Origin of the sequence: Pseudomonas sp. GZD-209, from assembly GCF_049310485.1 — a bacterium.
In the GTDB taxonomy this organism is placed as follows: Bacteria; Pseudomonadota; Gammaproteobacteria; order Pseudomonadales; family Pseudomonadaceae; genus Aquipseudomonas; species Aquipseudomonas sichuanensis.
Map to the genome: position 1 here is coordinate 1 of NZ_JBMOWQ010000164.1, position 12,554 is coordinate 12,554.

At 62.6% G+C, this 12,554-nt stretch carries 12 protein-coding genes, 1 rRNA gene and 1 pseudogene; 9 read left to right on the forward strand and 5 right to left on the reverse strand.

Features of this window, described 5'->3' with window-relative positions; genetic code table 11:
* Positions 1–548, reverse strand: a 16S ribosomal RNA gene (locus ACO6VM_RS18755); the annotation flags it as partial.
* Positions 549–1,132: 584 nt separating this feature from the next.
* Here ACO6VM_RS18755 and ACO6VM_RS18760 point away from each other — a divergent pair.
* A complete protein-coding gene (locus ACO6VM_RS18760) occupies positions 1,133–1,612 on the forward strand; it encodes a GNAT family N-acetyltransferase (RefSeq protein WP_401059944.1) in 480 nt (159 codons plus the stop codon).
* A gap of 9 nt (positions 1,613–1,621) precedes the next feature.
* Here ACO6VM_RS18760 and ACO6VM_RS18765 read toward each other — a convergent pair whose 3' ends face one another.
* Entirely contained in the window at positions 1,622–2,194 is a 573-nt protein-coding gene (locus ACO6VM_RS18765) for an ACP phosphodiesterase (RefSeq protein WP_401059942.1), read from the reverse strand.
* Between the two features lie 152 nt (positions 2,195–2,346).
* Here ACO6VM_RS18765 and ACO6VM_RS18770 point away from each other — a divergent pair, with 152 nt between their 5' ends.
* The 3 genes from ACO6VM_RS18770 to ACO6VM_RS18780 are packed head-to-tail and all read left to right on the forward strand — an operon-like array spanning position 2,347 to position 4,901.
* Positions 2,347–2,649, forward strand: coding sequence for an ArsR/SmtB family transcription factor (locus tag ACO6VM_RS18770; RefSeq protein WP_110994930.1), 303 nt, complete (start codon positions 2,347–2,349; stop codon positions 2,647–2,649).
* A 13-nt stretch (positions 2,650–2,662) separates the two neighbouring features.
* Positions 2,663–3,832 carry an MFS transporter gene (locus ACO6VM_RS18775; protein ID WP_125465415.1) on the forward strand — a complete coding sequence of 390 codons (1,170 nt, stop codon included), beginning with the start codon at positions 2,663–2,665 and terminating at the stop codon, positions 3,830–3,832.
* Positions 3,833–3,851: 19 nt separating this feature from the next.
* Positions 3,852–4,901 (forward strand): alkene reductase, encoded by a 1,050-nt coding sequence (locus tag ACO6VM_RS18780; protein WP_422403631.1) that lies wholly within the window; start codon positions 3,852–3,854, stop codon positions 4,899–4,901.
* Between the two features lie 121 nt (positions 4,902–5,022).
* On the opposite strand, the gene ACO6VM_RS18785 is transcribed toward ACO6VM_RS18780, so the two are convergent.
* Positions 5,023–6,498, reverse strand: coding sequence for a helicase HerA-like domain-containing protein (locus tag ACO6VM_RS18785; RefSeq protein ID WP_422403632.1), 1,476 nt, complete (start codon positions 6,496–6,498; stop codon positions 5,023–5,025).
* Between the two features lie 208 nt (positions 6,499–6,706).
* Between ACO6VM_RS18785 and ACO6VM_RS18790 the strand changes: the two are divergent.
* From ACO6VM_RS18790 to ACO6VM_RS18805, 4 genes and pseudogenes are all read left to right on the forward strand, one after another.
* A pseudogene (locus tag ACO6VM_RS18790) lies at positions 6,707–7,687 on the forward strand (HAMP domain-containing protein); the annotation flags it as partial.
* Between the two features lie 93 nt (positions 7,688–7,780).
* Positions 7,781–8,545 carry a methyl-accepting chemotaxis protein gene (locus ACO6VM_RS18795; protein ID WP_371923764.1) on the forward strand — a complete coding sequence of 255 codons (765 nt, stop codon included), beginning with the start codon at positions 7,781–7,783 and terminating at the stop codon, positions 8,543–8,545.
* Between the two features lie 235 nt (positions 8,546–8,780).
* On the forward strand, positions 8,781–9,902 hold the full coding sequence (locus ACO6VM_RS18800) for a glycosyltransferase family 4 protein (protein ID WP_422403633.1): 1,122 nt from the start codon (positions 8,781–8,783) through the stop codon (positions 9,900–9,902).
* Positions 9,895–10,659 carry a DUF2334 domain-containing protein gene (locus ACO6VM_RS18805; protein ID WP_422403634.1) on the forward strand — a complete coding sequence of 255 codons (765 nt, stop codon included), beginning with the start codon at positions 9,895–9,897 and terminating at the stop codon, positions 10,657–10,659. Before ACO6VM_RS18800 ends, ACO6VM_RS18805 begins: the two co-directional genes overlap by 8 nt.
* Positions 10,660–10,731: 72 nt before the next feature.
* Here the strand turns inward: ACO6VM_RS18805 and ACO6VM_RS18810 are convergent, their stop codons facing one another.
* Positions 10,732–10,959 carry a hypothetical protein gene (locus ACO6VM_RS18810; protein WP_422403635.1) on the reverse strand — a complete coding sequence of 76 codons (228 nt, stop codon included), beginning with the start codon at positions 10,957–10,959 and terminating at the stop codon, positions 10,732–10,734.
* Positions 10,960–10,961: 2 nt separating this feature from the next.
* Positions 10,962–11,813 carry a formyltetrahydrofolate deformylase gene (gene purU / locus ACO6VM_RS18815; protein WP_125465422.1) on the reverse strand — a complete coding sequence of 284 codons (852 nt, stop codon included), beginning with the start codon at positions 11,811–11,813 and terminating at the stop codon, positions 10,962–10,964.
* Between the two features lie 298 nt (positions 11,814–12,111).
* Here purU and mvaT point away from each other — a divergent pair, with 298 nt between their 5' ends.
* Complete coding sequence (gene mvaT / locus ACO6VM_RS18820; protein WP_110994923.1) at positions 12,112–12,489, forward strand: histone-like nucleoid-structuring protein MvaT; 378 nt, start codon at positions 12,112–12,114, stop codon at positions 12,487–12,489.
* Positions 12,490–12,554: the final 65 nt, after the last annotated feature.

The window sequence follows — 12,554 nt, forward strand, 5'->3', positions numbered from 1 at the left end:
TTAACGCTTGCACCCTCTGTATTACCGCGGCTGCTGGCACAGAGTTAGCCGGTGCTTATTCTGTCGGTAACGTCAAAACAGCAAGGTATTAACTTACTGCCCTTCCTCCCAACTTAAAGTGCTTTACAATCCGAAGACCTTCTTCACACACGCGGCATGGCTGGATCAGGCTTTCGCCCATTGTCCAATATTCCCCACTGCTGCCTCCCGTAGGAGTCTGGACCGTGTCTCAGTTCCAGTGTGACTGATCATCCTCTCAGACCAGTTACGGATCGTCGCCTTGGTGAGCCATTACCTCACCAACTAGCTAATCCGACCTAGGCTCATCTGATAGCGCAAGGCCCGAAGGTCCCCTGCTTTCTCCCGTAGGACGTATGCGGTATTAGCGTTCCTTTCGAAACGTTGTCCCCCACTACCAGGCAGATTCCTAGGCATTACTCACCCGTCCGCCGCTGAATCGAAGAGCAAGCTCTTCTCATCCGCTCGACTTGCATGTGTTAGGCCTGCCGCCAGCGTTCAATCTGAGCCATGATCAAACTCTTCAGTTCAATACTGCTTGGGTTTTTAAGAAACCCTAAACTTGGCTCAGCAATCTCAAATGACTATGTGATTTCTCGCATGGCCACTTGTGATGCTGATAATCTTTTTGACTATCAGTCCGTACTCACAAGCACCCACACGAATTGCTTGATTCAATTTGTTAAAGAGCGTTTGGCTAAGAGCTTTTCGTCTCAACCGAGGCGCGCATTCTACGCCTTCCTCATTGGCTGTCAAGCGTTTATTTTGAAGTTCTTTCCGAGAAACTCGTTTAGCTTCAACCGCTTAACTCGCTGCGATCTCTCGTAGCGGGAGGCGAATCATACAGCGTTACAACCTGCTGTCAACCGCCTTGTTGAAATTTTTTCAGGAATTTCAACAACTTACTGCTTCTCCGCTGCGATGTCTCGCTGCGGGAGGCGAATAATACAGCATTAAAGTAGGCCGTCAACCCTGCCCAACAATTAAATTCTTAGCAAAGCCCCCGCGCCCACTCCAAGAGCTGCCAAGCCCCACACAAGGCATTACCCTACATAAGGTAATGCCCAAACCACAGGCGCCAAGCTCGCCTAACCCTTTCAGGATGAAGCCCCCAATGCCGCTGACCCACCGCCCAGTCCAAACCGCCGACATCCCTGCCATCTGCTGCTTCCCCCAGGGCCCGGACGAACTTTTCTACATGTTCCCCAAAGCCACCTACCCGCTGACACCCAACCAACTGAGCGAGGCCATCGCCCAGCGCAGCGGTTCGACCGTGGTTGAAGAGGACGGCGTACTACTGGGCTTCGCCAACTTCTATAAAGCAGAAGCCGGCGGCATCTGTGCGCTCGGTAACGTGGTGGTCGCCCCCGCCGCACGCGGCAAGGGCGTGGCGCGCTATCTGGTGCAGTGCATGATCGCGCTGGCCCGCGAACAGTTCGCAGCGCAAGAAATCTGGGTGTCGTGCTTCAACCACAATACTGCAGGCTTGTTGCTCTATCCGCAGCTTGGGTTCACCCCCTTCCATATAGAGGAACGCCAGGCACCGAATCACAGCCGGGTTGCACTGATACAGATGAAGCAGCTGCTGGGCTGATTGCGCGCCTCAGCGCCCCGCCGCCGCAAACGCCTGCAACTGTGGATAGAACGCCCGAAAATCCGTGAGCAACGGCTCATACAGGCGCTCCAGCTCCAGCATCACCCCTTGCAGGCCTTCCGGTCGCGACAAACGCCGGGCGATGCCGCCGAATACCTGTTCCAGCGTGGCGAAATCGCCATACGCCCCCAGCCAGTCATCGGCGGCCATGAACGGCGCAATACGCGCCAGCCGCCCCGGCAATTGCGGTTCGGCCAACAGCACACGGTAGAAGTTGCCGGTGAACTGCGCCAACGGCTGGTCGGCGTACTCCCCCCAGTGCCGCGCCAGGCAATGGTCGAAGAACACATCCAGGACGATCCCGGCGTAACGCCTGCGCTCACGCGGGAAGCGCGCCAGCGCGGCCAGTACCAACGGGTGGCTGTCGGTGTAGCTGTCGATCTGCCGGTGCAAGCGGATCGCGGCTTCCAGTTCAGCTGGAAAGCGCCCTTCCAGCGCGCCTTTGACGAAATCGCCATACAGGCTGCCGAGCAGTTGTTGCGGCGCCGGGCCGCCCAGGTGCAGGTGTGCGAGGTAATTCATGGCCGCAGTCTAGCACTGCGCCAACCTATATCGTCATAACCCGATATAGCGATTTTCGATCAACTCAGAACCTTTTCATATTTGTATATCGCGAAATACCGATTTATATTTCGCCCCATCGCGATATACCGCTATACACCACGAGCCCATCCATGCCACTCGATCTCGACGAAATAATAAAAGCCCTGTCCCACCCGGTTAGGCGAGAAATCCTCAGCTGGCTGAAGGACCCGGCCGCGCAGTTCCCCGACCAGCATCACAGCACCGAACAGGGTGTGTGTGCCGGGCAGATCGACCAACGCTGCGGCCTGTCGCAGTCGACCGTCTCGGCCCACCTGGCGACCCTGCAGCGCGCCGGCCTGATCAGCAGCCAGAAGATCGGCCAATGGCACTTCTTCAAACGCAACGAGGCCACCATCCAGGCGTTCCTCGCGCAGATGAGCCAAGAGCTCTGACAAGGACCTTGCTATGCCCCTTTCATTGTTGATCCTGGCGCTCAGCGCCTTCGCCATCGGCACCACCGAGTTCGTCATCATGGGCCTGCTGCCCGATGTCGCGCAGGACCTGGGCGTCAGCATCCCCGGTGCCGGCTGGCTGGTGACCGGCTACGCCCTGGGCGTGGCCATCGGCGCGCCGTTCATGGCCCTGGCCACCGCTCGCCTGCCGCGCAAGGCCGCGCTGGTGGCGCTGATGGGCGTGTTCATCATTGGCAACCTGCTGTGCGCGGTGGCCGGCGACTACAACCTGCTGATGTTCGCCCGGGTGGTCACCGCGTTGTGCCACGGCGCGTTCTTCGGCATCGGCTCGGTGGTGGCGGCCAGCCTGGTGCCGGCCAACCGCCGCGCCTCGGCCGTCGCGCTGATGTTCACCGGCCTTACCCTCGCCAACGTACTGGGCGTGCCGCTGGGCACTGCGCTGGGCCAGGTCGCCGGCTGGCGTTCGACATTCTGGGCGGTGACCGGCATCGGTGTGGTCGCACTGATCGGCCTGCTGCGCTTCCTGCCACGCCAGGCCGAAGAGCAGAGCGTGAACATGCGCGCCGAACTGGCTGCGCTCAAAGGCGCCGGCATCTGGCTGTCGCTGAGCATGACCGTGCTGTTTTCGGCGTCGATGTTCGCCCTGTTCACCTACGTTGCGCCGCTGCTCGGCGATGTCACTGGCGTGTCGCCGCGTGGCGTGACCTGGACGCTGCTGCTGATCGGCCTGGGCCTGACCCTGGGCAATATTGTCGGCGGCAAGCTCGCCGACCGACGCCTGGGCGCCACCTTGATGGGTGTGTTCACCGCCATGGCCGTGGTTTCCACCGCGCTGAGCTGGACCAGCACGGCGCTGGTGCCCGCCGAGATCACCCTGTTCCTCTGGGCCACCGCTGCTTTCGCCGCCGTACCGGCACTGCAGGTCAACGTGGTCACCTACGGCAAGGCAGCACCGAACCTGGTGTCGACCCTCAATATCGGCGCGTTCAACCTGGGCAACGCCCTGGGCGCCTGGGTGGGCGGCAGTGTCATCGCCCACGGCTTCGGCCTGACCCGCGTGCCACTGGCTGCGGCGGCCCTGGCGGTACTGGCGCTGATCGTCACCCTGATCACCTTCAACCAGCGCGGCAGCGACGCCGAACTGGCCACGGTTTCCAATTGATAGCTGCGAGGCAATCGGTATGACCACGCTGTTCGATCCAATCACACTGGGCGACCTGCAACTACCCAACCGCATCATCATGGCCCCGCTGACCCGTTGCCGTGCCGACGAAGGCCGGGTACCCAACGCGCTGATGGCCGAGTACTACGTGCAACGCGCCAGCGCCGGGCTGATCCTCAGCGAAGCCACCTCGGTCGCCCCGATGGGGGTCGGCTACCCCGACACCCCAGGCATCTGGAACGACGAGCAGGTCCGCGGCTGGCACAACGTCACCAAGGCCGTCCATGCCGCCGGCGGGCACATCTTCCTGCAGCTGTGGCACGTCGGGCGCATCTCCCACCCGTCGTACCTGAACGGTGAGCTGCCGGTAGCCCCCAGCGCCATCCAGCCCAAGGGCCATGTGAGCCTGGTGCGGCCGCTCAGCGACTACCCCACCCCGCGCGCCCTGGAAACCGAAGAGATCGCCGACATCGTCGAGGCCTACCGCAGCGCTGCCGAGAACGCCAAGGCCGCCGGATTCGACGGTGTGGAGATCCATGGCGCCAATGGCTACCTGCTCGACCAGTTCCTGCAGAGCAGCACCAACCAGCGCAGCGACCGCTACGGCGGCTCGCTGGAAAACCGTGCGCGCCTGCTGCTGGAGGTGACCGACGCAGCCATCGAGGTGTGGGGCGCCGGCCGCGTCGGCGTACACCTGGCACCTCGCGCCGATGCCCACGACATGGGCGACGCCGACCGCGCCGAGACCTTCACCTACGTGGCCCGGGAACTGGGCAAGCGCGGTATCGCGTTCATCTGTTCACGGGAGAAGGAAGCCGACGACAGTATTGGCCTGCTTATAAAGGAAGCGTTCGGCGGCCCGTACATCGTCAACGAGCGCTTCGACAAAGCCAGCGCCAATGCCGCCCTGGCCAGCGGCAAGGCCGATGCGGTGGCCTTTGGCATTCCGTTCATCGCCAACCCCGACCTGCCGGCACGGCTGGCGGCCGATGCGCCACTCAATGCGCCGCATCCGGAAACCTTCTATGGCAAGGGGCCGGTGGGGTACATCGATTACCCGCGGCTGTGAGCCATGCCTTGGGGCTGCTTTGCAGCCCTTTCGCCGGCAGGCCGGCTCCCACACTGACCGCACTAGCCTTACCTGTGGGAGCTGGCTTGCCAGCGATTGGGCCGCACAGCGGCCCCTTGCATCAACGCTTCTTGCCGCCGAGCAACGACCCCATCAACCCGCGCACCAACTGCCGCCCCAACTGGTTGGCCGCCTGGCGCACCGCCGACTTGATCGCCTGCCCGGCCGCGCTCTGCAGAAACTCGCCGGCCTTGTCGGCCAGGCTTTCCTCATCGGCCTTGGGCTCGGGCGCAGGCTCCAGCGGCGCGCCTTTGCGCTGCAAGAGCATTTCATAGGCCGACTCGCGGTCGATCGGCTTGTCGTAACGGCCCAGCAATGGCGAAGCCGCGATCAACGCGCTGCGCTCGGCCGCGCTCAACGGCCCGATCCGCGACTGCGGTGGGGCAATCAGCACCCGCTGAACCACCGCCGGTGTGCCCTTTTCTTCCAGGGTGCCCACCAGCGCCTCCCCGATACCCAGCTCGGTCAGCACCGTCAGGCTGTCGAACGCAGGGTTGGGGCGAAAGCCATCGGCCACGGCGCGCAATGACTTCTGCTCCTTGGCGGTGAACGCCCGCAGGCCGTGCTGGATACGCAACCCCAACTGGGCCAGCACGGTATCAGGGAGGTCGCCGGGCGACTGGGTGACGAAATACACCCCCACGCCTTTGGAGCGGATCAGCCGCACCACTTGCTCCAGGCGGTCCTGCAACGCCTTTGGCGTATCGTTGAACAGTAGGTGGGCTTCATCGAAGAACAGCGCCAGTACCGGCTTGTCGGCATCACCGCGCTCGGGCAATTGCTCGAACAGCTCGGCGAGCAGCCACAGCAGGAAGGTCGCATAGACCTTGGGCGCCTCATGCACCAGGCGACTGGCGTCGAGCAAATGGATGCGGCCACGGCCGTCGCTATCAGGGTGCAGCAAGTCCTGCAATTGCAACGCCGGCTCGCCGAACAGCGCCTCGGCACCCTGCTGCTCCAGAGTGGCCAGCCGGCGCAGCAGGGCTTGGGTCGAGGCACTGGTCATCAGCGCGCTGTCCTCGCCGAGCAGTTGCGGGTTGTCCTTCAAGTGCGCCAACAAGGCCTTGAGGTCCTTGAGGTCGAGCAACAACAACCCCTCACGGTCTGCCACCTTGAAGGCCGCATACAAGGCTGCCTGCTGGCTGTCGGTAAGCTCCAGCAGGTTGCCCAGCAGCAAAGGGCCCATTTCACTCAGGGTGGTGCGCAAAGGGTGCCCCGACTGGCCAGCGATATCCCACAAGGTGGCCGGGTAGGCCTGCGGCCGGTGGTTCAGCCAAGGCATCCCGGCAATACGCTCAGCCACCTTGCCCTGCGGCGCGCCGGCCGCGCCCAGGCCACACAGGTCGCCCTTCACATCAGCGGCGAACACTGCCACACCGGCATCGCTGAACAGCTCGGCCAGATGCTGCAAGGTGACGGTCTTGCCGGTACCTGTGGCACCCGCCACCAGCCCGTGGCGATTGGCCAGGCGCATGGCCTGGGACACCGGCTGACCGTCAGGGCCAGCGCCTACAAGCATTTGAAAAGAATCCGGCATCTTCTTCATCCTTTGCTCAAGTTCTGCGTGGTAACGGCCGATATTTCAAAATGATTCCAAACAGAAAGACAGTTACAACCCGAAAAGGACCCACGGGACCTGTTGCACTGTTTTCCCACCGTGCTTTGTGCGAACGACCCGATAAAAAAACCTTAGCGGACGCGATCACGTCATGAATAAAAGCCTTCGTTTCAGCCACAAGATTCTTATGGCGGCATCACTCATCGTGATCCTCGCCTTCAGCCTGTTCACCCTGTACAACGACTACCTCCAGCGTAATGCCATTCGCGAGAACCTGGAGAATTACCTGGCTGAGATGGGCGAATCCACGTCCACCAACATCCGCAACCTGTTCGAGGGGCGCATCAAGCTGGTCGAGAACGTTGCCCAGAACCTTGCCCAGTACCCACAGAACATCGGCCCCCTGCTGGGCCAGAATGCCCTCACTTCCAGCTTCCTGACCATCTACCTCGGCCAGCCCGACGGCACCTTCACCGTGCGCCCGGACACCAAGATGCCCGATGGCTACGACCCACGCGTGCGCCCCTGGTACAAGGACGGCATGAACGCCAACGGGCCGATGCTCACCGAACCCTACATCGACATGGCCACCAACAAGATGGTCATCTCGATCATCAGCACCGCTTCGCGCTCGGTCGGCGTGGTCGGTGGTGACCTGGCCCTCGACGGCCTGGTCGAGATCATCAACTCGCTGAACTTCGGCGGCATGGGCTATGCCTTCCTGGTCAACGACCAAGGCAAGATCCTGGTGCACCCGGACAAGAACCTGGTGATGAAGTCGCTGTCGGACCTGTTCCCGCAGCACACACCGAAACTGTCCCGTGAGTTGACTGAAGTCGAACTCAATGGCCAGACCCGCCTGCTGACCTTCACCCCGGTCAAGGGCCTGCCTTCGGCCAACTGGTACATCGGCCTGTCGGTAGATAAAGACAAAGCCTTCACCATGCTCAGCAACTTCCGCACCTCGGCGGTCATCGCCACCCTGGTGGCGGTGGTGATCATCATCGCCCTGCTCGGCCTGCTGATCCGTGTGCTGCTGCAGCCGCTGCACACCATGACCCGCGCCATGGAGAACATTGCCGAAGGCGAAGGCGACCTGACCCGCCGCCTGCAGATCGACAACCACGACGAGTTCGGCATTCTCGGCACGGCGTTCAACCGCTTCGTCGAACGCATCCACACCTCGATCCGCGAAGTGTCCTCGGCCACCGAGCAGGTCAACGAAGTGGCCCTGCGGGTGATCAGCGCCTCCAACTCGTCGATGACCAACTCCGACGAGCAGTCCAACCGCACCAACAGCGTCGCTGCCGCCATCAACCAACTGGGTGCCGCCGCCCAGGAGATCGCCGGCAACGCCGCCCAGGCGTCGCAGCACGCCAGCTCCGCACGCCTGCTGGCCGAGGAAGGCCAACACGTGGTGCAGCGCAACATCGATGCGATGAACCGCCTGTCGGACCTGATCGTCACCTCCAGCTCGCACATCGAGACGCTCAACAACAAGACCGTCAACATCGGCCAGATTCTCGAGGTGATCACCAGCATCTCGCAGCAGACCAACCTGCTGGCGCTCAACGCCGCCATCGAGGCTGCGCGTGCTGGCGAAGCCGGGCGTGGCTTTGCCGTGGTCGCCGATGAAGTGCGTAACCTGGCCCACCGCACCCAGGAGTCGGCGCAGCAGGTACAGACCATGATCGAGGAGCTGCAAATCGGCGCCCGCGAGTCGGTCGACACCATGGGCCAGAGCCAGCGCCACAGCCAGGACAGCATGGAGATCGCCAACCAGGCCGGCGAGCGCCTGGGTAGCGTGACCCAGCGCATCGGCGAAATCGACGGCATGAACCAGTCGGTGGCCACCGCCACCGAAGAGCAGACCGCCGTGGTCGACTCGATCAACATGGACATCAACGAAATCAACATGCTCAACCAGGAAGGCGTCGAGAACCTGCAGGCCACCCTGCGCGCCTGCTCGGACCTCGAGCAGCAGGCCGGCCGCCTGAAGCACCTGGTCGGCAGCTTCCGCATCTGACCTTCTGACCAAGTTGCCTGCTTCGCGGGTGAACCCGCTCCCACAGGATCTGCACAGTGCCTGAAACTGTCTCGATCACTGTGGGAGCGGGTTCATCCGCGAAGAAGCCAGCGCCGCTCCCCCTGCCAGCCCACAGCCCGATCGAACAAACTATCCTTCTATAAGGTCAACCTTCAGGGCGAATCATCGTCGGCGTATCACCCCCGATGACGATCCTGAAGTCGACCCCGGAGGGATGCTGATCGTGCACATCGCCGACATCACCATGTTCTACGCTCCAGCCAGCGGTGGTGTGCGGACGTACCTCGATGCCAAACACCGCCGCCTCGGCGCCATGCCCGGCGTACGCCACAGCCTGTTGATCCCCGGCCCCAGCGCCAGCCACGCCGATGGCATCCACCACGTCCCCGCCCCACCCCTGCCATTCGGCAACGGCTACCGTTTCCCGCTGCGCCTGGCCCCCTGGTGCAACATGCTGCGCCGCCTGCAGCCCGACCTGATCGAAGTCGGCGACCCCTACCTCACCGCCTGGGCCGCGTTGGAGGCACGGCGCAAGCTCGGTGTACCGGTGATCGGCTTCTATCACTCCGACCTGCCGCTGCTGGCAAGCAACCGCATGGGCCATTGGTGCACGCCCAATGTCGAGGCTTATGTGAGCAAGCTGTACGGCAACTTCGACCGGGTGCTGGCGCCAAGCCAGGTGATGGCCGACAAGCTTTGCCGGCTGGGGATCAGGGATGTGTACGTGCAGCACCTGGGCGTTGACCTGGCACTGTTCAACCCGGCCCAGCACGACCCCGGCCTGCGCGCCGAGCTGGGCATCGCTGAAACCAGCCGCCTGCTGGTGTTCGCCGGGCGTGGCTCGCGGGAAAAGAACCTGCCGGTACTGCTCGACTGCATGCGCCTGCTGGGCCACCGCTACCACTTGCTGCTGCTAGGTTCGAACATGCCGGCCAGCGTGCCGGACAACGTCAGCGTGATCGACCATTTCTGCCCAGCGCAGGAAGTCGCCCGGCTACTGGCCAGTGCCGACCTGCTGCTGCATGCCGGCAATCAGGAAACCTTTGGCCTGGTGATTCTCGAAGCCATGGCCAGCGCTACGGCGGTGGTCGCCGTACGTGCAGGCGCGTTCCGGGAGATCGTCACCGAGCAGTGTGGCCGCCTGTGTCGCCCCAACGACAGCCAGGCCATGGCCGACGGGGTGCGCGAAGCGTTCGAGGACGGCGTGGGCCGCCTCGGTGCCCAGGCCCGCTTGCATGTGGAGCAGCACTATAGCTGGGACCAGGTGGTCAACGGCCTGTTGCTGCACTACCAGGCGGTACTCGGCCACCTGCCGCAGGTACGCGCCCATGGCTGAGCCCGACGGCGCCGCACGTAGCCTGATGCTGGTGCTGCACGATGTCGCGCCGCAAACCTGGCCCGACTACCAGCCCTTCGTGCAGGCCATCGACACCCTTGGCAGCGTGCCGATGACCTGGCTGGTAGTCCCGGACTTCCACCACCGCAACTACCTGCCCCGCTCACCGACCTTCTGCCGCCTGCTCGAGCGGCGCCTGGCCCTGGGTGACGAGTTGGCCCTGCATGGTTACTACCACGCCGACGACGGGCCGCAGCCCCGTGGACCTGGCGAGTACTTCATGCGCCGTGTCTACACCCATGAAGCTGAGTTCTACGGGCTCGACCAAATGGCAGCCTTGCAACGCCTGCAAGCCGGGTTGGCGCTGTTCAACCAGCACGGCTGGCCCGTCGCCGGCTTCGTCGCCCCCGCATGGCTGATGAGCGAAGGCACTCGGCAGGCCTTGCGCCAACTGCCGCTGCGCTATACCAGCACTGCCCGCTACCTGTATCGCCTGCCGGACTTCACCGCATTCAACGCCCCTGGCCTGGTGTGGAGTGCGCGCAGTGCCTGGCGCCGCAGCCTGTCGAAGCTGATGAACGACTGGCAGTACCGACGCTGGCAGCAGGCCGATACATTGCGCCTGGGTTTACACCCGATCGATATGCGCCATCCAGCCTCCCGCAACTACTGGCTGGACACCGTGCATCAGCTGTTGGCCGAAGGCCGCGAACCCCTGACCAAATGCGCCTGGCTTGATCGCCAGATCACTGCATGAAACGCACCGGCTGGTCTGGGGGTGAAGTTCGACGGCTGCCGCGGCGATCCTGAGCTGACGCTCGATTACCGGCTACTTCTCTCGGCCGGCCGGAGGGGGCAGCGCGCGTGCGCCTGCTTGCGAGTCCGCTGCTGGAGCGCTGGCGGCCTCAGGGGGGTTGAGCGCTTGCCACAACGCGGCGGCACCGGGGAACTCGGTGCCGTCCTCGTCGCGCAGCGCTTCGGGGTCGAAACGCGCCAGGCAGCCTTCGCCCAAGGTTGGGGGCGCGCAGGCGCCGGCCTTGTCGCGAGGGCCTGCCATGGTCAGTCGAAGACCACAGTCTTGTTGCCGTGCACCAGCACGCGGTCTTCGAGGTGATAACGCAGGCCACGGGCCAACACCATCTTCTCCACGTCACGGCCGAAACGCACCATGTCCTCGATGCTGTCGGCGTGGCTGACACGCACCACGTCCTGCTCGATGATCGGGCCGGCATCCAGCTCTTCGGTGACGTAGTGGCAGGTCGCGCCGATCAGCTTCACCCCGCGCAGGGCGGCCTGGTGGTAGGGCTTGGCACCGACGAACGACGGCAGGAAGCTGTGGTGGATGTTGATGACCTTTTCCGCGTAGTCGCGGCACAGCTGTGGCGGCAGAATCTGCATGTAGCGCGCCAGCACCACCACGTCGGCACCGTGCTCCTGGACCAGGCGCGACACTTCGGCGAAGGCCGGGGCCTTGTCCTTCGGGTCGACCGGTACATGGAAGAACGGAATCCCATGCCACTCGACCATGCTGCGCAGGTCGTCATGGTTGGAGATCACGCAGGGGATCTCGCAATCCAGTTCATCGGTGTGCCAGCGGTGCAGCAGGTCGGCCAGGCAGTGGGATTCACGGCTGGCCATCAGCACCACGCGCTTCTTCTGCGCCGAGTCGGTGATCCGCCAGGTCATGGAGAACTCTTCGGCGATCGGCGCAAAGGCCTCGCGGAATGCTTCGATGCCGAACGGCAGGGATTCGGCGCGGATTTCATGGCGCATGAAGAACCAGCCACTCTGTTCATCGGAGTGGTGGCTGGCCTCGTTGATCCAGCCATTATAGAGGGCCAGGAAATTACTGACTTTTGCCACGATGCCGACACGGTCGGGGCAGGCAATCACCAGTCGATAGGTGCGCATGAGGGGGCTCCAGAACTTCGCAAAGGCGCATATTCTAGCGGCCCGGAAGGAAAAACGCAGTATTGATCGACAGGCATCGCAGCGCCGGCGACAGGGAAAATTCGCACGCGCCATCTCCCTTCTTCGTAAAGGGGTATGGCGATTAACCTGTCATTTATGTAAATTTTTTTTAACCAAACAGCGATCTGGCCATTCACTGCTATTAATTGATTCGTGACTTTTTAATTGTTTACTTGCGAGTATCGCCTGTCTATTATTGCCCGCACTGTCTCCCTGAATATGCATTAAGGAACACGCCATGTCGCTGATCAACGAATACCGCGCCACCGAAGAAGCCATCAAAGAACTTCAGGCCCGCCTGGCCAACCTGTCCCAGGATGACAAGCTGAAGAAAGAACTGGAGTTCGAAGGCAAACTGCGCACCCTGATGGGCGAATACTCCAAGTCGCTGCGTGACGTGATTGCCCTGCTCGACCCGGAAAGCAAACTGAGCAAGGCCCCGCGCGGCGCGACCAAAGTCACCGCCACCAAACGCGCACGCAAGGTCAAGCAGTACAAGAACCCGCACAATGGCGAGGTTATTGAAACCAAGGGTGGCAACCACAAGACCCTGAAAGAGTGGAAAGCCAAATGGGGCGGCGACGTCGTTGAAGGCTGGGCCACCCTGCTGGACTGATCCGCGTATCACGCAATCAGTTACAACTTGAAAAACGCCGGCAGCTGCCGGCGTTTTTTTTACTG

Bases quoted from the DNA above. Each gene is read 5' to 3' on its own strand.
- ACO6VM_RS18760 (WP_401059944.1), top strand. From the start codon at position 1,133: ATGCCGCTGACCCACCGCCCAGTCCAAACCGCCGACATCCCTGCCATC.
- ACO6VM_RS18765 (WP_401059942.1), bottom strand. From the start codon at position 2,194: ATGAATTACCTCGCACACCTGCACCTGGGCGGCCCGGCGCCGCAACAA.
- ACO6VM_RS18770 (WP_110994930.1), top strand. From the start codon at position 2,347: ATGCCACTCGATCTCGACGAAATAATAAAAGCCCTGTCCCACCCGGTT.
- ACO6VM_RS18775 (WP_125465415.1), top strand. From the start codon at position 2,663: ATGCCCCTTTCATTGTTGATCCTGGCGCTCAGCGCCTTCGCCATCGGC.
- ACO6VM_RS18780 (WP_422403631.1), top strand. From the start codon at position 3,852: ATGACCACGCTGTTCGATCCAATCACACTGGGCGACCTGCAACTACCC.
- ACO6VM_RS18785 (WP_422403632.1), bottom strand. From the start codon at position 6,498: ATGCCGGATTCTTTTCAAATGCTTGTAGGCGCTGGCCCTGACGGTCAG.
- ACO6VM_RS18795 (WP_371923764.1), top strand. From the start codon at position 7,781: ATGACCAACTCCGACGAGCAGTCCAACCGCACCAACAGCGTCGCTGCC.
- ACO6VM_RS18800 (WP_422403633.1), top strand. From the start codon at position 8,781: ATGCTGATCGTGCACATCGCCGACATCACCATGTTCTACGCTCCAGCC.
- ACO6VM_RS18805 (WP_422403634.1), top strand. From the start codon at position 9,895: ATGGCTGAGCCCGACGGCGCCGCACGTAGCCTGATGCTGGTGCTGCAC.
- ACO6VM_RS18810 (WP_422403635.1), bottom strand. From the start codon at position 10,959: ATGGCAGGCCCTCGCGACAAGGCCGGCGCCTGCGCGCCCCCAACCTTG.
- purU (WP_125465422.1), bottom strand. From the start codon at position 11,813: ATGCGCACCTATCGACTGGTGATTGCCTGCCCCGACCGTGTCGGCATC.
- mvaT (WP_110994923.1), top strand. From the start codon at position 12,112: ATGTCGCTGATCAACGAATACCGCGCCACCGAAGAAGCCATCAAAGAA.